21 protein-coding genes are annotated in these 25,558 nt (G+C 72.2%); 14 read left to right on the top strand and 7 right to left on the bottom strand.

Annotated features, from left to right (window positions below; all coding sequences use genetic code 11):
• Positions 1 to 119: 119 nt before the first annotated feature.
• A complete protein-coding gene (locus AB4Y83_RS17280) occupies positions 120 to 869 on the bottom strand; it encodes a VIT1/CCC1 transporter family protein (RefSeq protein WP_056772354.1) in 750 nt (249 codons plus the stop codon).
• A 162-nt stretch (positions 870 to 1,031) separates the two neighbouring features.
• Between AB4Y83_RS17280 and AB4Y83_RS17285 the strand changes: the two genes are divergently transcribed.
• On the top strand, positions 1,032 to 4,226 hold the full coding sequence (locus AB4Y83_RS17285) for a response regulator (protein WP_442297614.1): 3,195 nt from the start codon (positions 1,032 to 1,034) through the stop codon (positions 4,224 to 4,226).
• On the opposite strand, the gene AB4Y83_RS17290 is transcribed toward AB4Y83_RS17285, so the two are convergent.
• Positions 4,227 to 5,027 (bottom strand): hypothetical protein, encoded by an 801-nt coding sequence (locus AB4Y83_RS17290; RefSeq protein WP_442297615.1) that lies wholly within the window; start codon positions 5,025 to 5,027, stop codon positions 4,227 to 4,229.
• Between the two features lie 140 nt (positions 5,028 to 5,167).
• On the opposite strand from AB4Y83_RS17290, the gene AB4Y83_RS17295 reads away from it, so the two are divergent.
• The 4 genes from AB4Y83_RS17295 to AB4Y83_RS17310 all read left to right on the top strand — a co-directional run bounded on the left by AB4Y83_RS17295 (position 5,168) and on the right by AB4Y83_RS17310 (position 10,257).
• Positions 5,168 to 5,905, top strand: a complete 738-nt coding sequence (locus AB4Y83_RS17295; protein ID WP_020142123.1) for a response regulator transcription factor — start codon at positions 5,168 to 5,170, stop codon at positions 5,903 to 5,905.
• Complete coding sequence (locus AB4Y83_RS17300) at positions 5,883 to 7,577, top strand: sensor histidine kinase (protein ID WP_442297616.1); 1,695 nt, start codon at positions 5,883 to 5,885, stop codon at positions 7,575 to 7,577. The genes AB4Y83_RS17295 and AB4Y83_RS17300 overlap by 23 nt, the downstream gene beginning before the upstream one ends.
• A gap of 188 nt (positions 7,578 to 7,765) precedes the next feature.
• The gene (locus AB4Y83_RS17305) at positions 7,766 to 9,739 is read left to right on the top strand and encodes a glycosyltransferase family 39 protein (RefSeq protein ID WP_442276527.1); all 1,974 of its coding nucleotides are present in this window, start codon (positions 7,766 to 7,768) and stop codon (positions 9,737 to 9,739) included.
• Between the two features lie 14 nt (positions 9,740 to 9,753).
• On the top strand, positions 9,754 to 10,257 hold the full coding sequence (locus tag AB4Y83_RS17310) for a GtrA family protein (RefSeq protein WP_442276528.1): 504 nt from the start codon (positions 9,754 to 9,756) through the stop codon (positions 10,255 to 10,257).
• A gap of 27 nt (positions 10,258 to 10,284) precedes the next feature.
• Here AB4Y83_RS17310 and AB4Y83_RS17315 read toward each other — a convergent pair whose 3' ends face one another.
• Positions 10,285 to 11,382, bottom strand: coding sequence for an MBL fold metallo-hydrolase (locus AB4Y83_RS17315; RefSeq protein WP_442297617.1), 1,098 nt, complete (start codon positions 11,380 to 11,382; stop codon positions 10,285 to 10,287).
• Positions 11,383 to 11,485: 103 nt separating this feature from the next.
• Positions 11,486 to 12,802 (bottom strand): MBL fold metallo-hydrolase, encoded by a 1,317-nt coding sequence (locus AB4Y83_RS17320; RefSeq protein ID WP_442297618.1) that lies wholly within the window; start codon positions 12,800 to 12,802, stop codon positions 11,486 to 11,488.
• A gap of 106 nt (positions 12,803 to 12,908) precedes the next feature.
• Here AB4Y83_RS17320 and AB4Y83_RS17325 point away from each other — a divergent pair, with 106 nt between their 5' ends.
• From AB4Y83_RS17325 to AB4Y83_RS17345, 5 genes are all read left to right on the top strand, one after another.
• Positions 12,909 to 13,469, top strand: coding sequence for a toxin-antitoxin system HicB family antitoxin (locus tag AB4Y83_RS17325; protein ID WP_056772334.1), 561 nt, complete (start codon positions 12,909 to 12,911; stop codon positions 13,467 to 13,469).
• Between the two features lie 80 nt (positions 13,470 to 13,549).
• Positions 13,550 to 14,419, top strand: coding sequence for a DUF4097 family beta strand repeat-containing protein (locus AB4Y83_RS17330; protein WP_056772331.1), 870 nt, complete (start codon positions 13,550 to 13,552; stop codon positions 14,417 to 14,419).
• The gene (locus AB4Y83_RS17335; RefSeq protein ID WP_442276531.1) at positions 14,416 to 14,688 is read left to right on the top strand and encodes a hypothetical protein; all 273 of its coding nucleotides are present in this window, start codon (positions 14,416 to 14,418) and stop codon (positions 14,686 to 14,688) included. The genes AB4Y83_RS17330 and AB4Y83_RS17335 overlap by 4 nt, the downstream gene beginning before the upstream one ends.
• A gap of 86 nt (positions 14,689 to 14,774) precedes the next feature.
• Positions 14,775 to 15,398, top strand: a complete 624-nt coding sequence (locus AB4Y83_RS17340; protein WP_442276532.1) for an FMN-binding negative transcriptional regulator — start codon at positions 14,775 to 14,777, stop codon at positions 15,396 to 15,398.
• Positions 15,399 to 15,487: 89 nt separating this feature from the next.
• Complete coding sequence (locus AB4Y83_RS17345) at positions 15,488 to 15,781, top strand: hypothetical protein (protein ID WP_442276533.1); 294 nt, start codon at positions 15,488 to 15,490, stop codon at positions 15,779 to 15,781.
• 22 nt (positions 15,782 to 15,803) lie between these two features.
• On the opposite strand, the gene AB4Y83_RS17350 is transcribed toward AB4Y83_RS17345, so the two are convergent.
• Entirely contained in the window at positions 15,804 to 17,489 is a 1,686-nt protein-coding gene (locus AB4Y83_RS17350) for an FAD-dependent oxidoreductase (RefSeq protein ID WP_442297619.1), read from the bottom strand.
• Positions 17,490 to 17,547: 58 nt separating this feature from the next.
• Positions 17,548 to 19,671, bottom strand: coding sequence for a glycogen debranching N-terminal domain-containing protein (locus AB4Y83_RS17355; protein ID WP_442297620.1), 2,124 nt, complete (start codon positions 19,669 to 19,671; stop codon positions 17,548 to 17,550).
• 217 nt (positions 19,672 to 19,888) lie between these two features.
• On the opposite strand from AB4Y83_RS17355, the gene AB4Y83_RS17360 reads away from it, so the two are divergent.
• The 4 genes from AB4Y83_RS17360 (at position 19,889) to AB4Y83_RS17375 (ending at position 24,431) form a co-directional block, all read left to right on the top strand.
• Positions 19,889 to 21,013, top strand: a complete 1,125-nt coding sequence (locus AB4Y83_RS17360) for a LacI family DNA-binding transcriptional regulator (protein WP_442297621.1) — start codon at positions 19,889 to 19,891, stop codon at positions 21,011 to 21,013.
• 52 nt (positions 21,014 to 21,065) lie between these two features.
• Positions 21,066 to 22,319 (top strand): sugar ABC transporter substrate-binding protein, encoded by a 1,254-nt coding sequence (locus tag AB4Y83_RS17365; RefSeq protein ID WP_442297622.1) that lies wholly within the window; start codon positions 21,066 to 21,068, stop codon positions 22,317 to 22,319.
• An 82-nt stretch (positions 22,320 to 22,401) separates the two neighbouring features.
• A complete protein-coding gene (locus AB4Y83_RS17370; protein ID WP_442297623.1) occupies positions 22,402 to 23,526 on the top strand; it encodes a carbohydrate ABC transporter permease in 1,125 nt (374 codons plus the stop codon).
• Positions 23,523 to 24,431: a carbohydrate ABC transporter permease gene (locus AB4Y83_RS17375; RefSeq protein WP_442297624.1), complete on the top strand. Its 909-nt coding sequence runs from the start codon at positions 23,523 to 23,525 to the stop codon at positions 24,429 to 24,431. Before AB4Y83_RS17370 ends, AB4Y83_RS17375 begins: the two co-directional genes overlap by 4 nt.
• On the opposite strand, the gene AB4Y83_RS17380 is transcribed toward AB4Y83_RS17375, so the two are convergent.
• Positions 24,432 to 25,298 carry a phosphatase PAP2 family protein gene (locus tag AB4Y83_RS17380; protein WP_442297625.1) on the bottom strand — a complete coding sequence of 289 codons (867 nt, stop codon included), beginning with the start codon at positions 25,296 to 25,298 and terminating at the stop codon, positions 24,432 to 24,434.
• Between the last annotated feature and the right edge of the window lie 260 nt (positions 25,299 to 25,558).

The raw sequence follows: 25,558 nt of genomic DNA on the forward strand, positions 1-25,558 counted from the left end.
CCCCGAGCGCCGGACCGGCGGTTGCGCCACGGACGGGCGCTTGGGACACCTCGACTCTACAGCCCGCTGGGCGCTGATCGGGTCGTATGCCGCGTGCGGGCCGTGAAGTGGCCGCGCGCTCAGCCGATGTTGACCCCGACGACCGCGCCGATGGCATACGTCACGCCCATGGCGAGCAGGCCGCCGGCGACGTTGCGCAGGACCGCCCGGGTGGCCGGGCTGCGTCCGAGGCGGGCGCTGACCGCGCCGGTGAGGGCGAGGGCCGCAGCGACGCTGACGACCGTGACGTGGATCCGGATCGAGGCCGGGCTGAAGGTGATGGTGAGCATCGGCAGGATGGCGCCGACGACGAAGGCGAGCATCGAGGCGCCGGCAGCGTGCCACGGGTTGGTCAGGTCGGTCGGGTCGATGCCGAGCTCGGCCTCGGCATGCGCGGTCAGCGCGTCGTGGGCCGTGAGCTCGCGCGCGACCTCGGCTGCCAGCTCGCGTCGCATCCCCTTGGCCTCGTAGAGCTGGGTCAGCTCCTCGAGCTCGCCCTCGGGGTCCTCGTGCAGCTCCTTGCGTTCGAGCGTCAGGAGCGCCCGCTCCGAGTCACGCTGGGTGCTGACCGAGACGTACTCGCCGGCAGCCATCGACATGGCACCGGCGGACAGGGCGGCGATGCCCGCGAGGATGATCGCGGCCTTGTCGGCGGTCGCACCCGCGACGCCGACGACGACGCCGGCGGTCGACACGATGCCGTCGTTGGCGCCGAGGACGCCGGCCCGGAGCCAGTTGAGGCGCGCGCCGACGTTGGCGTCGTGCGGCTCCTCGCGGTCGTGGCCGTTGTCGAGGGGCGTGGGCTCGTCGGACGCTCGCACGTCGGACATGGGTGGTGCTCCGATCGACGGTGGGGCGGTGCCCGTCGATCGTGGCACCCGCCGGGGACGCTGTCACCGAAGGTGAGGCTCACCTGCGGCTCGCCCGGCCTCCCGGGCCGAAAAGAGCGCGCCATCCGGGCGCCGCGGCCCCACATGCGCGAGGATCGGGACATGTCGGGCATTGCGGGCGGTCGCGAGTCGGCGGGGGACGACCTCTTCCGCTGGATGGTGGCCGCCTCGCCCGACGGGTTGTGGGTCTTCGACGGGGAGGGGCGCACCCTCTTCGCGAACGCCCGGATGGCCGAGCTGCTCGGTCGCGACCCCGACGACATGGTCGGCTTCTCCGTCTTCGACGCCGTCGACGACATCGGCAAGGAGCAGTTCCGCCACCACCTCGCCGAGCTCGCGGCCCGGGGCGAGCCCGGCGACAACATCGAGTGCAGCCTCCTCGACGCCCATGGCAACCGCTTCTGGGCGCTCGTGTCGCACACGCCGCTCGTCGACGACTCGGGCGCGCGGCGGGGCTGGATGCACCGGGTCAGCGAGCACAGCGCGCAGCGCAAGCTGCTCGACCAGCTCGCCGAGGCGCAGTCGATCGCCAAGATCGGCAGCTGGGAGTGGGACGTCACGGCCGACCGCGTGTCGTGGTCCGACGAGCTCTACCGGATCTACGGGCTGGACCGCACCGACCTCACCCCCACCTACGAGGGCTTCCTCGCCCGCATCCACGCCGACGACCGGGCCCACGTGTCCGAGGTCGTCGGCGCGGCGCTCGTCGCCACGGACTCGTTCGAGTTCGACGCCCGCGTGGTCCGCACGTCCGGTGACATCGCCTGGATCCGCGGTCGAGGGCTCGTCACGCGCGATCCCGAGGGTCGTGCGATCCGGATGGGCGGCACGACCCAGGACATCACGGAGAAGAAGGACGCCGAGCAGGCCCTCGGCCTCGTCACCGCGATGGCGACCGCGGCCAACGAGGCGGCGACGCTCGATGAGGCGCTCCCGGCCGTCCTGGCCGAGGTGGCCCGGCACACGACCTGGCGTCCCGTGCTCGCCGCGGTCGCCGACGCCGATGGCACCCTCGGGGTCCCCGTCCTGGCGGGTGAGGGCATCGAGTCGAGCACCCTGCCGGTCGAGCTCGGCCTCGCCTTCGCGTCGCGTGCTGCGGCCAGCCTGTCGGTGGTGGCGCAGCCGTCACCGGAGGGGTCGACGATCGTCGCTGTGCCCGTCGTCAACGAGGACCGCGTGGCCTGCGTCGTCGTGCTCGACATGCGCAGCGCAGCGCCGCCCGTCGAGTCGGACGCCGTGACGATCTCCCAGATCACCGCCCTCTTCGCCCGGGTGGCCGACCGGGAGTGGACGGCCGAGCGGCTCGCCCAGGCGCGTGACGCCGCCATGGAGGCCTCCCGGGCCAAGTCGGAGTTCCTCGCGACGATGAGCCACGAGATCCGCACCCCGCTCAACGGCGTCATCGGCCTGAGCGAGCTGCTCGGACGCACCGAGCTGACCCCGCACCAGCGACGGCTCTCCGACGGCATCGACCAGGCGGGCCACGTGCTGCTCGAGCTCGTCAACGACATCCTCGACCTGTCCAAGATCGAGGCCGGACGGCTCGAGCTCGAGTCGGTCGACTTCGACCCGGCCGCCGTTCTCGAGCGCGGCGTCGCCCTGCTCGCCGAACGGGCCCGGGCCAAGTCGCTCGACCTCTCGGTGACCCACGGTCCGGACGTGCCGTTCATGGTCTCGGGCGACCCCGTGCGCTTCGGGCAGGTCGTCGCCAACCTCACGACCAACGCCGTGAAGTTCACCGACTCGGGGAGCGTCGTCATCCACCTCGCGCTCGACCACGTGACCGACACCGGACCCGTGCTGCGGGTCGAGGTCACCGACACCGGGGCGGGCATCGCACCCGAGGTGCGGTCCCGACTCTTCGAGTCCTTCTCCCAGGGCGACTCGTCGACGACCCGCGAATACGGCGGCACCGGGCTCGGCCTGGCCATCAGCCGGCAGATCGTCACGGCGTTCGGCGGCGAGATCGGCGTCGAGAGCAAGCCGGGGGAGGGCAGCACCTTCTGGTTCACCGCGGCGTTCGGGCCGGCCTCGGCCCGCAGCCTCGGCCGCTCCGAGTCGCAGGCCGCGGCCGTGTCGGGGCTCCGGGCGCTCGTCGTCGGCTCGAACGTGCCGCACCGCGTCCGCGTCGAGGAGCAGCTCTCCGCATGGTCGATGTCGGTCACGTCGGCCGGCTCCGGCGTCGACGGTCTCGTCCAGCTCGACCGGGCCGACCGCGGTGGCAGCCCGCTCGACGTCGTCGTGCTCGACGACCCGGGCTCGGGCTCAGGCGGGCTGCAGGTGGCGCGGATGATCCGTTCCGACGAACGCTTCGCGGGCGTACGCGTCCTCCTCGTGTGCGCGCACGTCCCGCCTCCCGACGTGGCGACGCTCAAGGAGGCTGGCGTCGACGCGACGCTCACGGCGCCCGTCATGCCGTCCGCGCTCTTCGACGCGATGGCCGACGTCGCAGGTCGCCACCTCGTGCCCGAGCCCCTGACGGCCAGGTCCGTCGTCGCGCCGCCGGGTCCCGACGGGCACCTCGGCACGGTCCTCGTCGTCGAGGACAACGAGGTCAACCAGCTCGTGGCGCAGGGCGTTCTCGAGAGCCTCGGCTACGCCGTCGTGCTCGCCGGCAACGGTGTCGAAGGCGTCGCGGCCCATGCCGCCCGGGGTGACKACGTCGTCGCGGTCCTCATGGACTGCCAGATGCCCCAGATGGACGGCTACGAGGCGACCCGGGCGATCCGGGCCCAGGAGGAGCCGGGCCATCGCCTCCCGGTCATCGCGATGACCGCCTCGGCCATCGCCGGCGAGCGGGAGCGGTGCCTGCAGGCGGGCATGGACGACTTCCTGACCAAGCCCATCGACGTCGCGCTGCTCGCCTCGACCCTGCAGCGCTGGACCGGTTCGGGACCCGCGCCGCGCCCGCATTCCGTGGCGGCTGCTGCGGCGGCGGCCGGCTCGGAGGTGCTCGACCTGAGGCGCCTCGACGAGCTGCGCGACCTCGACCCCGGAGACCCCTCGCTGCTGCTGCGCTTCATCGACCGCTTCGGCTCGGGTTCGCGTCAGCGGTTGTCCGACCTCGTCGGCGCGCGCGCCGAGGGCGACGCCGAGATGCAGGGCCGGATCGCGCACGGGCTCAAGGGGACCGCCTCCAACCTCGGGGCCTCGGCCCTCGCCGACCTGTGCCACCAGATCGAGGACCTCGGGGCCGCGGGAGGCCTGGCCGACGAAGCCCTCGTCGCCCGGCTCGAGGAGGAGGTCGACCGGGCGACGCGGGCTCTCGAGGAGTACGCGGCAGCGCTGCGTCGGTGATCAGGTCGTCGTGGCGCTTCCAGACGAGCTCGAGTCGTCCTGGCTCGGGTCCTGGCTGGGGTCCTGGCTGGGGTCCTGGTCGGAGAACGGGTCGATGCCCTGACCGAGCTGCTGGAGCAGGTCCTGTGGGTCGAGCTGGCCCAGCTGGTTCGGGTCGATGCCGCTCAGTCCGCCGCCCGGCACGCCGTTCTGCAGGTTGGGCAGCTGCTGCGGGGTCGTGCCCTGCTGGTTGGGGTTCTGGTTCGTCAGGCCCTGCTGACCCTGCTGACCCTGCTGACCCTGCTGACCCTGTAGGCCTTGCAGGCCCTGCTGGCCCCCGGGGAAGTGGAAGCCGCGGCCGCCGCCCGGACCGCGGAAGCCCGTGTCCCCGCCCGTCGACCCGGCCGGCATGGCGGCCGCGGCACCGATGGCGCCCGCAGACGTCAGCACGAGCGCGAGCCCGGCGGTCACCGCGGTCTTCTTCGCGTTCCAGCGAGGCCCGTCACCGGTCCCCGCGACGCCGGCGGGGTTCTCGGGGACCGCCTTCTCGCGGACCGCCTTCTCGCGGACCGCCCTCTCGCGGACGGGCAGGCCGGTGGGTGAGAGCGGCACGTCGGGACCGACGAGGGGGGTCGCGGCCCCCGGCGACACGGCATACGCGTACGGCGTGGCCGGCGGGGTCACCGGCATCTCGGTCGTCGTCGCCGACGGGAGCTGCTGGGTGTCGTCGGTGTGGTGGGCGACAGGCGCGTTCGGGTCGAACTGCGGCAGCGCGGGCGTCGGCTGCGACGCCGGGACCTGTGGCGTGGACTCGTTGCTCATGGGGCCAACGGTCGGGCGGCTGCCTGTGCGGGTGCTGTGGCGCAGCCATCGAGCCGCTGGGACTTCGGGACAGTCGCTCCACAGGATTCGCACAGGAAGGTACTGGTCACGGCACAGGCCCAGGGGTTTCACTGGATGACATGAGCGAGAAGACCAAGCCCGCAGCGGCCCGACTCCAGCGACTCGACGGATCCCCGGTGCGGGTGCTCGTCGTCGACGACGAGGCCAACCTCACCGAGCTGCTCGGCATGGCCCTGCGCTACGAGGGCTGGGAGGTGCGCGCCGCCGGCACCGGCATGGAGGCCGTGCGCGCGGCCCGCGAGTTCGACCCCGACGCCGTCGTGCTCGACATGATGCTCCCCGACTTCGACGGCCTCGAGGTGCTGCGACGCATGCGTGCCGACAACAGCAACGTGCCCGTCCTCTTCCTCACCGCCAAGGACGCGGTCGAGGACCGCGTCTCGGGCCTCACCGCCGGCGGCGACGACTACGTCACGAAGCCCTTCTCGCTCGAGGAGGTCGTCGCACGCGTCCGTGCCCTCATGCGCCGCACGACCATCGCCGTGTCGGCGTCCGACTCGGTGCTCGTCGTCGGTGACCTCACCCTCGACGAGGACAGCCACGAGGTGATGCGCGGCAGCGAGGAGATCCACCTGACCGCAACGGAGTTCGAGCTGCTGCGCTACCTCATGCGCAACCCCAAGCGGGTCCTCTCGAAGGCGCAGATCCTCGACCGCGTGTGGAACTACGACTTCGGCGGCCAGGCCAACGTCGTCGAGCTCTACATCTCCTACCTGCGCAAGAAGATCGACGCGGGTCGCGAGCCGATGATCCACACCATGCGAGGAGCCGGGTATGTCCTCAAGCCGGCCGCCTGAGGCGGGCACCGAGCTGCCGGACCGCGCCGACCTGCCCGACGACGACGGCGCGACCGCGCCCGACCTCTTCCCCGAGGGCGTCGGCTTCCGCGACGACTTCGACGACGACACCGACGACCGGATGACGTATGCCGCGCCGGCTCCTGCCGAGGCCGCGGTGCGTCCCGAGTCCGGACAGGACGGCGGTGCCGAGGCCCGCGTGCCGCTGCGCCGGCGCCTCGCCCACGCGCGCGACCAGGTCCGGCCGTGGTCGGCCTGGACGCTGCGCGCCAAGCTCGTCGCCTCGATGCTCGCTCTCTTCACCGTGCTCAGCATGATGACCGCGGTCTTCACCGTGACGGCGCTCAGCCAGTCCCTCATCGGACAGGTCGACAAGCAGCTCTCCGACTCCCTCCTCCATCCGGTCCGCGGTGGCGACAACGACGGGGTCGCCGTCGGCGGTCCTGGAGCGGACCGGACCGAGGTCTTCCTCACGACGGACGGCGACGCGGGCTACGTCTACCGGTCCGGTGAGCGCACGAGTCTCACGAGCGCCCAGATCGCCATGGTCAAGGCGGCTGGCCTCGGATCGGTCCCGAAGACCCTCGATCTCGGGGACGCCGGGCGCTACCGCGTGGTCGCGACCACCCGTCCGATCCGTAATCTCCAGACCGGCAACGAGGTCCTGGGCACCTACGTGGCCGGGATCTCGACCGCCCCGACCGACGCCATCGTGGGGCGCATGGTCGTGCTCGCGATCAGCACGGTCGCCGCGGGCATCATCCTCGTGGCCGTCCTCGGGACGTGGCTCGTCCGGCGCAACCTCGAGCCGCTCCGGCGGCTTGCCGCGACCGCGACCAAGGTCTCGCAGACGCCGCTGGACTCGGGCAAGGTCGCGCTCGGGGCTCGGGTCGACCCCATCGACACCGACACGCGCACCGAGGTCGGTCAGGTGGGCGCGGCCTTCAACGAGATGCTCGACCACGTCGACGAGGCGCTCAACGCGCGCCACCAGAGCGAGCAGCGGGTGCGGCAGTTCGTCGCCGACGCCTCGCACGAGCTGCGCACGCCGCTGGCCTCGATCAAGGGCTACGCCGAGCTGTCGCGCCGCGAGCCCGACCCCGTCCCGCCGACGGTGACCCACGCCATGGGCCGCATCGAGTCGGAGGCCGACCGGATGAGCTCCCTCGTCGAGGACCTGCTCCTGCTCGCGCGCCTCGACGCCGGCCGCCCCCTCGAGGAGACCACGGTCGACATGTCGATGCTCGTCATCAACGCCGTGAGCGACGCGCACGCCGCGTCGCCCGGCCACCACTGGGACCTCGACCTGCCGCCCGAGCCCGTCGAAGTGACGGGTGACGGTGCCCGCCTGCACCAGGTCGTGGCCAACCTGCTCGCCAACGCGCGTACGCACACACCGGACGGCACCCGCGTCACGACGTCGGTGCGCCCCGAGGGTGAGTGGGTGCGGGTCGCCGTCCACGACGACGGACCAGGTGTGCCGGCTACCTTGCAGCCCAACGTGTTCGAACGCTTCGCCCGTGGCGATGATGCGCGCGTGCGGGACGGTGGCAGCACCGGTCTGGGTCTCTCGATCGTGGCTGCCGTCAGCAAGGCGCACGGTGGTCGCGTCCAGCTCGACAGCCGCCCCGGCGACACGACCTTCAGCCTGCTCCTCCCCGCCGCCCCCTGACCGCGCCCGGGGGCCCCACCCGGACGACCCGCGCCGTGGCGCACTTCCCGCCGTCATCCCGACCTCGACGCCACGGGGAGTGCGCCATGGCGCGCTTCCGGCGTGAGCCCGGAGTGCGACCCGGACCTCATGCCGGCACCAAAGTCGGGTCATAGGAACGGCACAGCCGCCCGCCCGAACGTTGAGCCATGGACACGATGACCCTCACCACCACGGGCGCGACCGGCACAGCGGGCAGCGCCACGCCGGCGCCCGTCGGGCCGGTGGACGCCCGCCCCCAGACCACCCAGCCGGCCAGCCGTGCGGGTCGTCCCGGCCGACTCCAGCGTCTGTGGCGCGGAGCCGACGCCGACCCGTCGTGGGCACGCCCCGCACTCCTCGGCCTCCTGCTCGTCACTCTCGTGCTCTACACGTGGAACCTCACCGCGAGCGGCTACGCGAACTCCTTCTACTCCGCGGCCGTCCAGGCCGGCAGCGACAGCTGGAAGGCCTTCTTCTTCGGCAGCTCCGACGCCGCGAGCTCGATCACCGTCGACAAGCCGCCGGCCTCCCTCTGGGTGATGGCCCTCTCGGTGCGGCTCCTCGGCCTCAGCTCCTTCGCGATCCTGCTGCCGCAGGCGCTCATGGGCGTCGCGACCGTCGGCGTCGTCTACACGACGGTCAAGCGCCACTTCGGTGCGGCGGCCGGACTCATCGGCGGTGTCGTCCTCGCGCTGACGCCCGTCGCGGTCCTGATGTTCACCTTCAACAACCCCGACGCGCTCCTGACGCTCCTCATGGCGCTCGGCGCCTGGGCCACGATCAGGGCGATCGAGCAGGCCTCGCCGAAGTGGATGATGATCGTCGGCGTCTTCATCGGCCTCGGCTTCCTCACCAAGACCCTCCAGGTCCTGCTCGTCGTGCCCTTCTTCGGGCTCGCCTACCTCATCGCCGCCCCGACGACGCTGCGCAAGCGGATCGTCCACTCGCTGCTCGCCGTCGGCACGATGGTGCTCTCGGCCGGCTGGTGGGTCGCGATCGTCGAGCTCGTCCCGGCCTCGGCCCGTCCCTACATCGGTGGCAGCCAGACCAACTCGTTCCTCGAGCTGACCTTCGGCTACAACGGCCTCGGCCGCCTCAGCGGTGACGAGACCGGCTCGGTCGGCGGTGGCGGCCCGACCGCAGGTGGCGGCATGTGGGGCTCGACCGGTCTCTTCCGGATGTTCTCCTCGAGTGTCGGCGACCAGATCTCGTGGCTCATCCCGAGCGCGCTGATCCTCCTCGCGGCCGGCGTCTGGCTGCGGGGCCGTCGCCCGCGCACGGACCTGCGCCGCGCCGCCTACCTCGTCTGGGGAGGCTGGCTCGTCGTCACGATGCTCGTCTTCTCCTTCATGGCCGGCATCTTCCACGAGTACTACACCGTGGCCCTGGCCCCCGCGATCGGTGCCGTCGTCGGCATGGGTGCGGTCGAGGCCTGGCAGCGCCGCTCGAGCGCGGTCGGCACCATCGCCCTCGCCGCCGCGACCGCGGCCGCCGCGACGTGGAGCTTCATCCTCCTGTCGCGGACGACGGCCTACGGCGACTGGCTGCGCATCTCGGTGCTTGCGGTCGGCATGGCTGCCGCCCTGCTCATCCTCGCGACCCGCTGGATGCACGCCCGTGCCGTCCCGTTCGTCCTCGCGGCCGCGCTCGTCGCCGGCCTCGCCGGCTCGGGGGCGTATGCCGTGTCGACCACCGCCCAGGGCCACAGCGGCTCCATCGTGACGGCCGGTCCCGCCGGGTCGAGCCGTGGCCCCGGTGGCGGCGGCATGGGCGGTCTGCTCGACGCCTCGACGCCGAGCACCGCAGTCGTCGCGGCCCTCTCGGCCGATGCCGGACACTACACGTGGGTCGCCGCAGCAGTCGGATCCCAGACGGCGGCCGGTCTCCAGCTCGGCACGCAGCTGCCCGTCATGGCGATCGGCGGCTTCAACGGCTCCGACCCCAGCCCGACGCTCGCCCAGTTCCAGCAGTACGTCGCGAACGGCCAGATCCACTACTTCGCCGGTGGCGGCAGGGGCTTCGGCAACCAGAACGGTGGCAGCAGTGCCTCGTCGGAGATCAGCTCGTGGGTGGAGGCGAACTTCACCTCGGTGACGATCGACGGCTCGACGTTCTACGACCTGACCCAGCCCCTCCAGTGACGGCGGGGACCACCGTGACGAGCACGTCGGACTCCGCGTCGGTGTCCCGAGCCCGCCTCTCGCAGCAGGTCATCCGCTTCGCCGGCGTCGGAGTCATCTCCACCGCCCTGCACCTCGGCCTCTTCGCGGCCCTGGTGCGGGGCGGTGCCCCGTCCCAGCCGGCCAACGGCGTCGCCCTCGTCATCGCGACGGTCGTCAACACCGGGCTCAACCGGGCGTGGACCTTCGGGGTGTCAGGGCGCCGCAACCTCGTGACGCACCACGGCCAGGCGCTCGTCATCTTCGCCATCACGTATGCCGCCACGACCGTCGCGCTCGCCGTGCTCGGCACGGTGGCCCCCTCCGCGGGGACGCTCGTCCAGACCCTCGTCGTCGCCGTGGCCAACCTGCTGTCGACAGCGGCGAGGTTCCTGGCGATGCGCGGGTGGATCTTCCGCACGCCGGGCGAGCCGACGGACCGCCACGACCCGGCATACGCGAGCGGTGGCGTGCTCGAGAGCCCACAGGGCGAGCGCTGACGCCGCTCCGTCGGAGCGGATGGGCTCCTAGTCGTGGTCCTCGGGGTCGGCGCACGACTCCCACCACGGGTCCTGATGCGCGGCGACGACCTCGTCGATGTCGTTGTCGCTCAACTGGATCCGCGTCCCGACGCGGGGGGCGACCATACGCACCCCACGCTCGGCGGCAGCTCGTCGCGCCCAGCGGATCGGCTCGCTCCACCAGTGGGTCGCGAGGTTGAAGGTGGCCCAGTGGATGGGCAGCAGGACCGCGTCGGTCTCACCCTTGTTGACGTCGAGGTGCGCGTCGATCGCCTCTGCGGGGTTGAGGTGGATGTCGGGCCAGTGCACGCTGTAGGCGCCGATCGGGATGATCGTGAGGTCGAACGGTCCGAGGTCGGCACCGATGTCGGCGTAGCGGTGGGTCGGCCCCGAGTCGCCCCCGAAGAAGACCGCGTGGCGCGGCCCGCGCAGCGACCAGGCCGCCCAGAGTGTCTGGTTGCGCACGAAGCCGCGGCCCGAGAAGTGTCGGGCCTCGGAGCACGTGATGCGGATGCCCGCGATCTCGGTCTCCTCGCGCCAGTCGAGGCTCGTGATGCGCCCGATGGGCACGCCCCACGCCAGCAGGTGCGCGTCGACCCCGAGCGGCACGACGTAGTGCGGGCGGTGGGTGCGTTCGAGCTGCCGGATCGACGGCTCGTCGAGGTGGTCGTAGTGGTCATGACTGATGACGACGGCGTCGAGGTGCGGGATCTCCGCGATGCGGCCCGGGACCGGGTGGAGGCGCTTGGGCCCGGCGACGAGCGACGGCGAGGCCCGCTTGCCGAAGACGGGGTCGAGCAGGAAGCGTCGCCCGTCGAGCTCGACGACGCTCGTCGCGTGGCCGTACCACGTGACCGCCAGGTCGGCGGGCTCGTGCGGGTGCCGGGGCGTCACGAGCGGGACGGTGCCCCGGGGTCGGCCGCGGCCGAACTCGCGGACCATCGTCGTCAGGATGCTGCCCGGGCCCTCGGCCTCGGACGTCGCGACGACGTGCGTGGGCTCGTGGGAGCGGAACTCGCCGTCGCGGTAGTTCGGCGACGCGCTCGCGCGCTGACGCTGGGTCGCGGTCGACGCGCCCATCCGTCGGAGGATCGGGAGCTGCACGGGCTTCTCCTGCCTGTCGTGCCTCACGGCTCGGGCGGCCACGCGAGTGCGGGCTGCCGTCATTCTCGTCCAGCGTCGGGCGGGCCGCCCGAGTTCCCGACCCTCAGTCGCGGTCCTCGGGCGCCGCGCAGTCCTCCCACCACGGCTCGGCGTGGGCGGCCGCGACGCTGACGGCGTCACCGGTCGTGAGGTCGACGCGCTCGCCGACGCGGGGGAAGGCGACGGGGACCCGCGCCTCGACCGCGGCCCGGCGGATGCGGCGTACGGGCTCGGCCCACCAGTGCATCGAGAGGTTGAAGGTGGCCCAGTGGATCGGGATGAGGAGCGACTCGCGTGCGGCGGTCTGCACGGTGCGGGTCGTCTCGGTGGGATCGCCCTCCTCGTGGGTGCCGCCCGGCGTGTCGATGCGCTGGTCGCCCTCGATGAAGTCGTCGGCCACGCCCGCGGCGTCCTCGGTGAGGGCGTGGGCCTCGTCGCCGATGCGGTTGACGTCGCGGTGCGCGGCGAGGGCCTGCTCCGGGTCCATGTGGATGTCGGGCCAGAACGAGTCGTAGGCCCCGACCGGCATCAGGGTGACGTCGAACGGGCCGAGGTCCGCGCCGATCGCCGCGAAGCGCTTCGACGTGCCCGAGTCCCCGGCGAAGTAGGCCGTGTGGCGCGGGCCGTGCAGGGCCCAGCCCGCCCACAGCGTCTGGCTGTCGACGAGCCCGCGCCCGGAGTTGTGCCGCGCCTCGGTGCACGTGAGCCGGATGCCGGCGACCTCGGTCTGGCCGCGCCAGTCGAGCGCGGTGATGCGCGACTCGGGCACGCCCCAGGCGAGCAGGTGGGCGTTGACGCCGAGGGGCACGACGTAGTGCGGCCGGTGCGTCTCCTCGAGCCGGACGATCGACGGCTGGTCGAGGTGGTCGTAGTGGTCGTGGCTGATGAGGACGGCGTCGATGCTCGGCAGGTCGGCGATCGACCCGGGGACCGGGTGCATCCGCTTCGGCCCGGAGTGCCGGATCGGCGACACACGCTCGCTGAAGACGGGGTCGATGAGGAAGCGGGCACCGTCGATCTCGAGGACGCTCGTGGCGTGGCCGTACCACGTGACGGCGAGCTCGCCCGGCTGCCGGGGCGGCTTCGCCGTGACGACCGGCACGGTGCCCGCCGGCCGGCCCCGGCCGCTGACCCGGATCGCCGCGAGCAGGGCGCTCGTCTGGGCCTTGACCCGCGGACGCAGGGACGGCTCCTCGCCCTCGAAGCGGCGGTTCGTGAAGTTCGGGGAGTCCTGGACGAACGGCAGGATCGCCGCGGGCGACGCGCCCATCCGGTTCATGACCCGCACGAACTGGCGCGCCCGGGTGCGCGAGGAGACCTTCTCGATGGCGGACGAGACGGCGCGGACGGACGGGCGGTCGGAGGTTCCGAGGCTGCGCATCGGGCACCTTTCAGCGAGGCGTGAGGAGTGGGGTGAACGTACCCCGTGACACGTCGGCGTCATCATGGTGTTGACGTGACACCACGGTGGTGTCATAGTGATGCACATGGACATCACCGAGTACGTCGACGCACTGCGTCGGGATCTCGCCCAGGCGGCCAGGGCGATGGGTCCGGAGACCGAGCAGGCCGCCGAGCGGATCGGCTTCGCGCTCGACTCGTCAGCACGCCTGGCTCTCATGGACGCCCTCTCGCACGCTGCGGCCGAGATCACCAACGAGCTCGACGGCACGTCCGTCGAGGTCCGCCTGCAGGGCCGCGAGCCCGTCTTCGTCGTCGTCGGGGGCGGCCCGTCGGCTCTCGCCGACGACACCCAGGCGATCGACACCGCTGACACCACGGTGGTGTCACCCGAGGACGAGGGTGCCGAGACGTCGCGGATCACGCTCCGACTGCCCGAGGCCCTCAAGGTCCGGGCCGAGGAGCTCGCGACGAGCCGCGGCCAGTCGCTCAACACGTGGATCGTCAACGCGGTCCGCGCCGCCACCGGGAGCGGCGTGCCGCCGATGCCCGGCTTCCCGCCGATGCCGCCCGGCCCGCAGTTCGGGCCCGGCGCCCCCGGCCGCAACCGCTCCTCCAACAAGCGCGTGCAGGGCTGGGTCCGATGACCGGCACCGAGACGCCTCACGGCCAGCGCACCGACAGCACGACCGCCACCCTCACGACCACAGAGCAAAGGGGATTTCCCATGGGCACCACCCTCGAGACCCGCTTCGACACGACGGGTCCCATCACCCTCAAGGCCGAGCTCCTCGTCGGCGACCTGACGCTGACCGTCGGCACCGGTCCGACGACGACCGTCCGCCTGCACCCGCACGGCAAGCACGGCGCCGAGATCGCCGAGAAGTTCACGGTCGAGGCCCACGGCAACGACGTGTCCGTCCTGGCGCCGAAGCTGCGCGACAGCTTCTTCTCGCTCGGCACCAAGGGCTCGGTCGACGTCGAGGTCGAGCTGCCGGCGTCGAGCACGGTCGATGCCAAGACGGGGGCCGGCGACATCACGGCGGCCGGGCTGCTCGGCGAGGTCCGCGCGGCCACCGGGGCCGGTGACCTCACCTTCCACGAGGTCGGCTCGGCCCGGCTCAAGTCCGGCTCCGGCGACATCACGCTCCAGTCGGCGAGCGGCGACCTCGACGCCAAGACCGGCTCGGGCGACATCACCGTCGGCACGGGCGGGGGCCGCCTCGACCTGACGTCGGGCAGCGGCGACATCTCCCTCCGCCGTTCCGACGCGGCGGTCAAGGCCAAGACGGGCTCGGGCGACCTCCACATCGGCGCCTCGACCGGCGACCTCGAGCTGACGACCGGCACGGGGGACGTCAGCCTCGACGGTGTGCACGGCGGCGAGGTCCGGGCCAGGACCGGCACGGGCGACGTCACCATCGCCGTCGCCCACGGGGTCGCGGCCTACCTCGACCTCAACACCGTCACCGGCGACGTCGACATCGACCTCGAGGAGACCTCGGGACCGGGGGACTCCGAGGCCCAGGCGCGCCTCGTCGTACACTCGGGCAGCGGCGACATCCGGGTCAAGCGGGCGCAGGTGAGCCTCGCATGAGCACCGGGACGCTGAGCCTGTCGCCCCAGGAGGCGATCGCCCGCGACCGCATCGTCGAGCGCGTCGCCGCCCGCCACCACGCCCCCAAGTCGGGTCGCACCCGCCGGCACGTCCGGGCCGCACTCCTGCTGCGCAGCCTCGCCGAGCGGCTCGACCCCTCCGCCGAGCGTCCCGGGGGCGCCGACCTGCACGTCGTGCCCGCGCCGCACGCCGGCAGCCCGCGTCCCTGGACCGCGGCACCCCGTAGGGCCCCGCACCGGCACAGCTGAAGCCCATCCCACACCCCGGAGCCCGTCGACCCCCGTCGGCGGGCTCCGTGCAGCTTCGCCCACCGGGCGCGTGGCACCATCGGAGGATGTACGTGCCCACGGCGAACGCCATGGCCGACCCCGACGTCACGGCCTTCCTCGCGGCCCATCCGGCCGCACGCCTCGTGACCGTCGGGCCCGACGGTCGTCCGGACTCCACCCTGCTGCCCGTCATCGTCGACGGCGACCGCGTCGTCGGCCACCTCGCCCGGGCGAACGACCACTGGGCGCGCATCGCGCCGGGGTCGCCAGGACTCGTCGTCGTGGGCGGTGCCGACGCGTACGTCTCCCCGGGGTGGTACGCCACCAAGGCCGAGCACGGACGCGTCGTGCCGACGTGGAACTACACCGAGGTCCAGCTGCGTGGCGCCGTCACCGTCCACGACGACCCCGACTGGGTGCTCGACGTCGTCACCCGGCTCACCGAGCGGCACGAGTCCGGGCGCGAGCTGCCGTGGTCCGTCACCGATGCCCCGCCGAAGTACGTCCGCGGGCGGTTGCGGGCCATCGTCGGCATCGAGGTCGTCGTCCAGTCGGTCGAGGGCAAGGCCAAGCTGAGCCAGAACCGGTCGGACGCCGACCGCGAGGGAGCGATCGCGGGGATGCGTGCCGAGGGCACCGGTGCCGCGCTCGTGGTGGCCGACGAGATGGAACGTACCCTCCGGGGCTGAACGCCGCTGCGGCACAAGGCCGCCCAGCCCATGCCGAATGCATCACCCGGGCACAGATGCCCCACAGGCACCGGCGCGAACGTGGGGACATGGACACGACACCCCGCCCCGGAACTGCTCCCTCGACCTTCCGTGCCACGCTCCGTCGTGGCCTCGGCGCAGCCGGCGCTGCCGTTGCCGTCGCCTTCGTCGGCACCACGGCCCTGGGGGCCGGGGAGGCGCACGCCGCAGGCGTCGCCGGCGGTCTGACGCCCGTCCGCACCGCGTCCGCACCGACGCCGCACCCGCACCGCAACCACGCGGCTCACCCGGCCAACCTGCCGGCGGCGACGACGACGGCCTACCGCTACTCGTTCCGCGACGGCCAGCTCATCCGCCTCTGACCGCTCGTCCTCGTCCCGGTCGTCAGTGCGACGGGTCGAGCCAGGCGTGCACGAGCGGCACGACCGAGGCGCCCTCGCCGCTCGCCGACGCCACGCGCTTCATCGAGCCCGCGCGGATGTCCCCGGCCGCGAAGACGCCGTGAACCGTCGTCTCGAGGCTCTCGGGCGGCAGACCGTCGCGCCAGCGGTCCTGCGGCACGTCGCGGCCGGTCAGGACGAAGCCCCGTTCGTCCCGGACCACCTCGTCGGGCAGCCAGTCGCAGTGCGGCGCCGCGCCGATGAGCAGGAAGAGGCCGCGGCACTCGCGCCGTTCCTGCGTGCCGTCGGCGGTGTTGCGCACGGTGACCCACCCGAGCCGGCCGTCCTCGCCGGGCCCACCCTCGACGACCTCGGAGCAGGCGAGCACGGAGATCCGAGGGTTGTAGGCGATCTCGCCGACGAGGTAGCTCGACATCGTCTCGGCGAGCGATGCGCGCCGCACGAGGATCGTCACCGTGCGGGCGAAGCGGGCCAGGTGGATCGCCGCCTGCCCCGCCGAGTTGCCGCCACCGACGACGACGACGTCGGCCCCCTCCATCTCGCGGGCCGCCGTCATGGCGCTGCCGTAGTGCACGCCGAGCCCGACGAGGCGCTCGATGCCCGGCGCGTCGAGGCGGCGGTACTTCACCCCGGCCGACACGACGACTGCGCGGGCGAGCAGGTCGCCGCCCTCGGTGCGGAGGCGGTGCGGCGCGAGGACGCCTTCGGCGTCCACCTCGCCGGGCACGAGTGACGTCACCGGCCAGCCGGAGAAGAACTGCGTGCCGAAGCGGATGGCCTGGTTGCGCGCCCGCTGGGCGAGCCGCATACCGCTGATGCCCCTCGGGAAGCCGAGGTAGTTGCGGATCATCGACGAGGTGCCCGCCTGCCCGCCGACGGCCTCGGCCTCGAGCACGACGGTGCTCAGTCCCTCGGACGAGGCGTAGACGGCGGCCGCGAGACCCGCTGGGCCGGCTCCGACGATGGCGACGTCGACGACGCGGTCGACGTCGACGTCGGCCGGGCGGCCGTAGATCGCGGACGCGACGTCGCGCACGCTCCTGGCACTGCCGACGCGCTGGTTGAGGTCCATGAAGAGCGGGAACTCCGCCTCGCCGCTCTCGGCAGCGACGAGCGCGAGGACGTGCCGGCCCTTCTCGCTCTCGGGCGCGTACACGCGGTTGGGCAGGCCCATCCGGTCGAGGTAGTCGCGGATGCTCAGGGTCAGGGCGTCCTCGTCGGGCGAGACGAGGGCAACCGCCACGACCTCGGGCTCGGCCACCGTCGAGCCCCAGTCGGACAGCAGCTCGCAGATGGCGGTGTGGAACTCCTCGTCGCGGGCACCCCGCGGCGCGAGCAGGTAGGCGTCGTACTTGCCCTTGGCCATGCCACCGCGGAGACGCTCGGCGTCCTCCCTGAAGGTCGACACGTGCGCGGCGATGACCCGGCGGGCGGTCGGCACCGTCTGGCGCCACCAGTGGAAGGCCTCGTGCACGTCGGCGTCGGGCAGGCGGGACTCGGTGACGAACATCGCCACCTGGCCGCCCTCGGCGACGACGCGCTTCGCGGCCAGCTTCGCCTCGTGCGCGGAGGTGGCGGTGGGCAGCTCGTAGTCGCGGGCGTAGCGCCCGAACTCGTCGAGCAGCTCGTCGCAGCGGGTCTCGGACACGAGGATGATCGCCGGCTTCACCCTGCCGATCCTAGGAGCCCCGGCCCTCCGGGAACATGCCGTGGAGTATGCCGTCGCCTCAGTCGGTGACGACCGTGACGTCGTCGGGTGCGCTGAGCACCTCGACATCACCGTCGGCCGAGACGGCGAGGTCGACGCGGCCGCCGCAGAAGCGCAATCCCTCGACGCGCAGCGCCCCGTAGGGGGCGGGTCGCACCGGCGAGAGGTGCAGCGTTCGGGTGGCCGCGTCGGGTCGTGGACGGAGCGCCACCGTGAGCAACGCGACGGCGGAGGCCGCCGACCACGCCTGCGGCCGGCACGACGCCGGGTAGGGCGTCGGCGCACCGGCCAGCGCGAGACCGGAGTAGAGCTCGGGCCAACGGTAGGAGAAGGCCTCGGCCGACGCGAGCAGGGTCCGCGCGACCTCGCTCGCCTCGGCGCCGAATCCCTCACGGGACAAACCGATCGCCGTGATCGCGGTGTCGTGGGTCCAGATCGAGCCGGTGTGGTAGCCGATGGGGTTGAAGCCGCCGTTGCCGGTGCCGAAGGTGCGCACGCCGAAGTCGTCGAGCAGCTCGCGACCGGTCACGGTGGCCGCCACCGAAGCCGCCTCGGCGGGGGTCAGTGCGCTCGTGCCGAGCACGTGGCCCATGTTGGAGCCGAGCCCGTCGACCGCTCGGCCCGCGCCGTCGAGGGCGATGGCGAGGTGGTGGCCCGCGTCGGTGTCGACCCAGAAGCGGTCGCGCACCCGGCCCTCGAGAGCGGTCGCCGCGGCGTCCGCGGCGTCGGCCTCGGTGGCGGCCTCGGTGTCGTCGTCACCGAGCGACCGGTGGAGGCGTGCGGCGGCGCGGAGGGCCTCGACGGCGTACGCCTGCGCCTCGACGAGCGCGATGGGGGCGTCGGCGACGGTGCCGTCGCGCCAGCGGATCGAGTCGCCGGAGTCCTTCCAGCCCTGGTTGGCGAGGCCGGTACCCGACGTGTCGAGGTACTTGAGCAGACCGTCGTCGCCGGGCTGACCGTCGCCGATGAGCCAGGCGACGGCCGCCCGCAGGGGCGGCAGCAGGGGGCGGGCGCGCTCGGGCGGCAGGCCCCAGTCGCACGCCTCGGCGAGGAGGCAGACCCAGAGGGCGGTCGCGTCGACGGTGCCGTAGTAGACCTGCGGCAGCGTCATCCCCGTGGTCGTGTCGCGGTGCACGTGGCGCCGCAGCTCGTGCGGGATCTTGCCGGGCGCCTCGCCCGTCACGGGGTCGTGCGTCGTGCCCTGGCGTCGGGCGAGGGTGTGCAGCGTCCCCTCGGCCAGGTCGGTGCCGAAGGGGAGCAGCAGGCGTGCCGTCCAGAGGGAGTCGCGGCCGAAGAGCGTGAGGTACCAAGGGGTTCCGGCTGCCGCGAAGACGTGATCGGGCGATTCCGGGTCGCGCAGGACGAGGTGGCGCAGGTCGTCGAGGCCACGTTCGACGGTGCGTGCGAGCCGGTGGTCCTGGGCGGTGACGCGCACGTCGTCCCAGGCCAGCGCGTCGGAGCCGGGGTCGGCGTCGAAGGCGGAAGCCTGCAGCCGCTCCGTGGTGATGCGCAGGCAGGCCGAGGTGGTGCGTCCGGGCTCGACGACGAGGGTCGTCTCGAGCGCGACGGAACCGTCGTCACCCGGCCGCACGGCCACCGTGGCGCCCGGGGGGAGCTCCTCGAGGGCGACGGTCGTGCGGTGCCAGTCGTCGGTGAGGACGAGACCGTTGGCCGTCGCGGTGGCCGCGGTGGGGGGCCCGCTGAGGTGGCCGGACTTCACGGCGCCGATGTCGAGGCCGTCGCCGGCGACGACGAGTCGAAGGGGAGCCTGCACGGTCTGCGCGGCCCGCGAGGTGATGGCGACGTGCTCGGTGAGGGTTCGGGTGCCCGAGCCGAGCAGGCGCCTGCTGCGGAGCACCTCGACGGTCGGGTCGGGGCCGGGGTTGCCCAGCCCGCGCGCGGCCGCGGCGTAGTCGGCGGCGGCGCCCGACGCGCGCTCGGCCACGAAGTCCGGTGTTTCTCCCGCGACCTCGAGGCGCAGCGTGCCGAGGATGCGCCGGTCGTCGACGTAGAGCCCCTGGCTCGTGCCGGGGAGCACGTCACCCGAGCGGTCCGAGAGCACCGTCGCGTTCCCGTCGACGACGATGGACAGCTCGTGCAGCCAGGGCTGGCGAGGGGGGAGCGGCGCGTCGCGCTCGGACACCGAGGGGCCTTCCGTCGGGAGCAGGGGTCGTTGCCGGAGGGGTGCTGGGGGACGCCGAGGGCGCCCGACCAACCTGTCACGGAATGGTCAAGCACGCTTGACCATCGGGGCAGACAAGAGCATGCTCCCTCACGTATGAACGTTCAAGTCTGATCTGGTTTGAACGATCAACACGGCCCCGAGGCGGGCCGCGACCAAGCGCAAGGGAGCGTGACGGGTGACCACCGACGAGAGCCGAGAGGCCGGGCGCGACGCTGTCGTCACCCCGTCGCGCCCGACGATCGTCGATGTCGCCGAGGCTGCGGGCGTGTCGCGCCAGACGGTGAGCAACGCCCTCAACCGGCCGCACAAGGTCGCCCCCGACACCCTCGAGCGGGTGCTCCGTGAGATCGAGCGGCTGCGCTTCACCCCGCACGTGTCCGCGCAGCAGCTGCGCCGCCAGCGCGCCTCGGCCTACGGCTTCGAGGTCAACCCGTCCGGCCACCGCCGCCTCGGCCACATCCTCGACGAGTTCCTCGTCGAGCTCACCGTGTCGGCCCCGTCGCACGCCAGCCACCTCGTCGCCTTCGCGCCCGACCCCGACGACGTCATCGCGGGCTACCGCCAGACCCTGGCGAGCGGCCTCGTCGACGGCTTCGTCCTCGCCGACACCCGGCACTCCGACCCCCGCCCGCCCTGGCTGCTCGAACAGCACGTGCCGTTCGTGTCGTTCGGACGCGTGTGGGACCTGCCCGAGCTGACGCGCTGGGTCGACGTCGACGGCCACGCCGGCGTGCTCCAGGCCGTGCGGCACCTCGCCGAGGCCGGCTACGCCCAGATCGGTTGGCTCGGCTGGCCCGCCGGCTCACCCGTCGGTGACAACCGCCGGCAGGGCTGGTCCGACGGCCTCGCCGAGCTCGGCGTCACGGGCGATGCTCCGACCGCGGAGGCGGTCCAGGACCTCGACGAGGCCACCGACGCCGCCGCGCGCCTGCTCGACCGGCTCGGACCCGACTCGGCCGTGGTCTGCGCCTCCGACCTGCTCGCCCTCGGCGTCCTGCGCGCCGTGCGCAACCGCGGCCTCGAGCCCGGGCGCGACGTGGGGGTCGTCGGCTTCGACGACACCGACGTGGCCGCCGCCATGCAGCTGACGAGCGTCCACCAGCCCGTCGCCGAGGCCGCCCGCACCGCCTGGGACATGCTCGTCGACCCCACGTCGACGCCCGGCCCGGTGCTGCTCGAGCCCTCCCTGACCGTGCGCGCCTCGAGCGTGCGCGAGCCGGCCGCCCCTACGCGTGCCGACACCCGACCCACCGCCAAGCAAGCGCGGTCCGACGACGACCCACCCGGCATACGCCCCTGATCCACGGGGCACGTGCCGTTGACCCACACCACACCCGAAACAGGAGACACCGATGTCACGCAAGACCACCACGGCGGCCGTCGCAGCCTGCCTCACCGGAGTGCTCGCGCTCGCCGCGTGCGGCGGCGGAGGCGGCTTCGACAACGGCGGCGGCAGCGGCGCGACGCAGCCCCCCGCGAGCGGCCCGGTCACGATCAAGTTCATGATCACCTCGAACGGCCCGGCCGACGTCAAGCTCCAGCAGGACACCGTCAAGGCGTGGGAGACCCAGACCGGCAACAAGGTCGAGGTCGTCGCCGCCTCCGACATCAACCAGCAGCTGACGCAGGGCTTCGCGGCCGGCTCACCGCCCGACGTCTTCTTCACCGACGCCAACGTCTTCCCGACGTACGCCAAGGCCGGCAACATGCTGGCCTACGGCGACCAGCTCGACATGAAGAGCGACTTCTACGACGGCCTCGTCAAGACCTTCACGTACGACAACAAGTTCTACTGCGCGCCGAAGGACTTCTCGACGCTTGCCCTCATCGTCAACACCGACCTGTGGACCAAGGCCGGGCTGACCGACGCCGACGTCCCCAAGACGTGGGCCGACCTCGAGACCGTCGCCAAGAAGCTGACGACCGGCGGCGTCAAGGGCCTCGTCATCGGCGACACGCGTGACCGCGTCGGCGCCTTCATGAAGCAGGCCGGCGGCTGGATCACGAACGCCGACCAGACCCAGATGACGGCCGACTCCCCGGAGAACCTCGCCGGCCTGCAGGAGGTGCAGAAGCTGCTCGCGAGCGGCTCCACGTCCTACCCGAAGGGCGTCGACTCCGGCTGGGGCGGCGAGGCCATCGGCAAGGGCAAGGCCGCCATGACGATCGAGGGCAACTGGATCAAGGGCGCCGTCAAGAGCGACTTCCCCGACCTCAAGTGGAAGGCCTTCGAGCTGCCCGAGGGCCCGAAGGGCAAGGGCACGCTGTCGTTCACGCAGTGCTACGGCGTGGCCTCCGCGAGCAAGAACCAGGCCGCGGCCGTCGACCTCGTCAAGTACCTCTCGACCGCCGAGCCGGCCCTCGCGCTCGCCAAGGGCCTCGGCGTCATGCCGTCCCTGAAGTCGGCCTCCGACGGCTACAAGGCCGCCTTCCCCGACGAGGCCGCGTTCCTCGCCGGAGCGGAGTACGCCCAGGGCCCGGTCACCGTCGCCGGCATGGACCCCGTGCTCAAGGACTTCGACACGCAGCTGCAGGGCCTGCCGGGCGCCGACCCGAAGGCCATGCTGGCCCGCCTCCAGAAGAACGGCGACRCCGTCCTCAAGTAAGTCCTCCCGACCCCACCCCCGGCGTGGCGGCCGGCCCCCATCCCGGTCCCCACGCCACTCCTCTGACCAGGAGGGCACCACCATGCGCAGAGGCGGATCCGCACGCGCGTCAGAGACCCGTTCGGGCTGGCTCTTCGTCAGCCCCGTCATCATCGTCCTCGGGCTGTTCCTCGTCGCGCCGATCCTCATCGCCTTCTGGGTGAGCGTCAGTGACTGGAACGGCCGCGGCTCACCCCTCAGCTCGGGCGTCTCCTTCGTCGGGGCCGACAACTACCGGCAGCTGCTGACCGAGGACTCCCTGACCCGGAGCGACTTCGCGACGTCGCTGCGCAACAACTTCTACTACGTGCTCATCGTCGTGCCGATCCAGACGGTGCTCGCCCTCGCCCTCGCGCTGCTGCTCAACCAGCGACGGCTCAAGGGCCTCAGCTTCTTCCGCACGTCCTACTACTTCCCGTCCGTGACGAGCTCGGTCGCGATCGCGTCCGTCTTCCTCTTCCTCTTCGCCGGCGGCGGCTCGGTCAACGCCCTGCTCGGGATCTTCGGCATCGACGGCCCGCAGTGGTTCGCGGACCCGCGCGGCGTGCTCCACATCATGCTCGGCTGGGTCGGGATCGGCGGTGGCGCTGACGGCGCCGGTCCGGCGGCGCTGACGTCGCGCGACTTCCTCGGGCTGACCTGGTGGGACTGGCTCTCCGGCCCGTCCGTGGCGATGCTGACGATCATCGCGCTCGTCATCTGGGTGTCTGCCGGCGGCTACATGCTGCTCTTCCTCGCGGGACTGCAGAACATCTCGGCCGACGTCTACGAGGCCGCGTCGATCGACGGCGCGTCGCGCTGGCGGACGATGCGCTCGATCACGATCCCGCTGCTGCGCCCCACGCTCTTCACGGTGCTGACCCTCGGGCTGATCGGCACGTGGCAGGTCTTCGATCAGGTCTACATCATGAGCAAGGGCAACCCGGGCAAGACGACCCTGACCCCGGCCTTCCTCAGCTACGACCAGTCGATCAACAACGGGCAGTGGGGATCCGGCACGGCCATGTCGTTCGTGCTCTTCGCGATCATCATCGTCTTCACCGCCATCCAGTCGCTCATCCTGCGTGACCGGGACTCGAGCACGCGCGGCTTCTTCGGGCGGCTGCGCAGCCAGCCCGTCGGCGCACCACCCCAGCACCCGACGTCGACGACGGGACCGACGACATGAGCCAGACCACCCTGACCGACCGTCACGTCAGCTTCCCCGAGCCCGAGACGCCGAAGGCGGCTCCACGACCGAACGCGAGGCGGACGGCGATCCTCAAGGCGCTCGGCTACTCGGCGCTCACGGTCTTCGCGCTGCTCTACCTCTTCCCCTTCATCATCCAGATCGGCACGAGCTTCAAGACCGACCCGGACGCGACGGCCAACCCACTCAACCCCATCCCGTCGAACTTCACGACGGCGGCCTACCAGCAGCTCTTCCAGCAGGACTTCGGGCTGTGGTTCACCAACTCGGTGGTCGTCGCGCTCTTCGTCACCGCGGGACGCGTCTTCTTCGACTCGCTCGCCGGGTATGCGTTGGCGCGCCTGCGGTTCCGCGGCCGCGGGGCGGTGACCCTGGCGATCGTCGTGACGCTGGCGGTGCCGGGCGTCGTGCTGCTCATCCCGAAGTTCCTCATCATCAAGCAGCTCGGGATGTACGACACGTACAGCGGCATGATCCTGCCGCTCGTCGCCGACGCGGCCGGCGTCTTCATCATGAAGAACTTCTTCGAGTCGATCCCGGTCAGCCTCGAGGAGGCCGCCAAGCTCGACGGGGCCGGCGTCTTCCGAACCTTCTGGTCGGTCGTGCTGCCCGTCGCGAAGCCGGCGCTCATCACCATCACGATCATCGCGTTCCAGTCGTCGTGGAACGAGCTGCCGCACTTCCTCGTGTCGCGGGCCTCGCCCGAGACGAACACCCTGACGACCGGTGTCGCCGGGCTGCTCACGGGAGCGCTGGGCGCAGGCAACCGCTACCCGCTCAAGCTCGCCGCGGCGGTGCTCATGACGATCCCGGTGGCGCTGATGTTCTTCGTCTTCCAGAAGCGGATCATCTCCGGCTCGCTCGAGGGCGCGGTCAAGGAGTAGTCACGCGACAGCGGTGTCCGTGGTGTCGGTGGCCTCGCCGCGCACCGTCTCGGGCCGCTCTCGCAGGGTGAGCCAGAGGCGGTGGGCGGTGATGACGGCGAGGGCCCAGGCCAAGCCGATGAGCCAGCCGGCGAGCACGTCGGTGAGCCAGTGGTGCCCGAGGAAGACCCGAGAGAGCCCCATCGTGAGGACGAAGATCGTGCCGATCGTGATCGCGAGGGTCCGCTGCCAGGCGGCCGTCGTCTCGATGAGGACGAGGTAGACCACGATCGTCGTCAGCACCGTCGCGTTGAGGGTGTGACCGCTCGGGAACGACGGCGAGAGCTCGAGCGGTGGCACGGCGAGCGAGGCCGGTGGGCGCGCACGGTCGACGACGTTCTTGCCGACGATCGTCATCGCGAGCGACCCGGCCGCGGCGATGACGGTGAGGACGATCGGCGTCCACCGGCGCCGGCGCCACGTGATGATCGCGACGGCGACGAGGGCGAGGATCGGCATGCCGACCGGACCGCCGACGTCGGTGAAGGCCGTGACCGCGGAGTCGAGCCCGGGAGAGCGGAGCGTGATCGCCGCATCGAGCACCGGCTGGTCGACGGCGGTCAGCCCGTCGCGCCCGACGACACCCTCGTAGACCGTCTCGATGCCCTCGACGAGGGCGACCATGACGACGAGTGCGATGACGGCGAAGACCACGAAAGCCACGTGCGCGGAGGACCACGATGCGACGCGTCGTGCGGCGGGGCGCGAGACTCGGGCCAGGACGGCGAAGAGGTCGACGAGCCACCGGCCGAAGCGGGTGTGCCAGGCGGTGAGGTCACGCGCCCCGATGGTGTCGTCCGGGGTCTGCGGGCGCGTGGGCTCTGGCATGCCCCATCCTTACCCACGAGCGGCCGTCCAGCCGCAGAGGTATGCCGTCCGGCGCGTCCCGTTGAGAGGTAAACCATTGCGGGACAGACGTTTTCGTGTGGACAAGCCTTGTCCGGGCGTTCGAACACCTGTACGATCAAGGGTATGGAGCAGAGCCGGAGCACGCAGCAGATCGAGCAGGACTGGGACCACGTCGCGTCCCTGGCCGCCGACCTGCACGACGCGCACGCCCGGCTCGTCGACTTCGTCGTCGCGGTCCT

Origin of the sequence: Terrabacter sp. RAF57, assembly GCF_052113925.1 — a bacterium.
Lineage (GTDB): Bacteria > Actinomycetota > Actinomycetes > Actinomycetales > Dermatophilaceae > Terrabacter.

Excerpts from the sequence above, each read along its gene's own strand:
- AB4Y83_RS17330 (WP_056772331.1), top strand. The coding sequence starts at position 13,550 with ATGGGCACCACCCTCGAGACCCGCTTCGACACGACGGGTCCCATCACC.
- AB4Y83_RS17300 (WP_442297616.1), top strand. The coding sequence starts at position 5,883 with ATGTCCTCAAGCCGGCCGCCTGAGGCGGGCACCGAGCTGCCGGACCGC.
- AB4Y83_RS17305 (WP_442276527.1), top strand. The coding sequence starts at position 7,766 with ATGGACACGATGACCCTCACCACCACGGGCGCGACCGGCACAGCGGGC.
- AB4Y83_RS17320 (WP_442297618.1), bottom strand. The coding sequence starts at position 12,802 with ATGCGCAGCCTCGGAACCTCCGACCGCCCGTCCGTCCGCGCCGTCTCG.
- AB4Y83_RS17375 (WP_442297624.1), top strand. The coding sequence starts at position 23,523 with ATGAGCCAGACCACCCTGACCGACCGTCACGTCAGCTTCCCCGAGCCC.
- AB4Y83_RS17335 (WP_442276531.1), top strand. The coding sequence starts at position 14,416 with ATGAGCACCGGGACGCTGAGCCTGTCGCCCCAGGAGGCGATCGCCCGC.
- AB4Y83_RS17325 (WP_056772334.1), top strand. The coding sequence starts at position 12,909 with ATGGACATCACCGAGTACGTCGACGCACTGCGTCGGGATCTCGCCCAG.
- AB4Y83_RS17370 (WP_442297623.1), top strand. The coding sequence starts at position 22,402 with ATGCGCAGAGGCGGATCCGCACGCGCGTCAGAGACCCGTTCGGGCTGG.
- AB4Y83_RS17380 (WP_442297625.1), bottom strand. The coding sequence starts at position 25,298 with ATGCCAGAGCCCACGCGCCCGCAGACCCCGGACGACACCATCGGGGCG.
- AB4Y83_RS17280 (WP_056772354.1), bottom strand. The coding sequence starts at position 869 with ATGTCCGACGTGCGAGCGTCCGACGAGCCCACGCCCCTCGACAACGGC.
- AB4Y83_RS17345 (WP_442276533.1), top strand. The coding sequence starts at position 15,488 with ATGGACACGACACCCCGCCCCGGAACTGCTCCCTCGACCTTCCGTGCC.
- AB4Y83_RS17290 (WP_442297615.1), bottom strand. The coding sequence starts at position 5,027 with ATGAGCAACGAGTCCACGCCACAGGTCCCGGCGTCGCAGCCGACGCCC.
- AB4Y83_RS17340 (WP_442276532.1), top strand. The coding sequence starts at position 14,775 with ATGTACGTGCCCACGGCGAACGCCATGGCCGACCCCGACGTCACGGCC.
- AB4Y83_RS17295 (WP_020142123.1), top strand. The coding sequence starts at position 5,168 with ATGAGCGAGAAGACCAAGCCCGCAGCGGCCCGACTCCAGCGACTCGAC.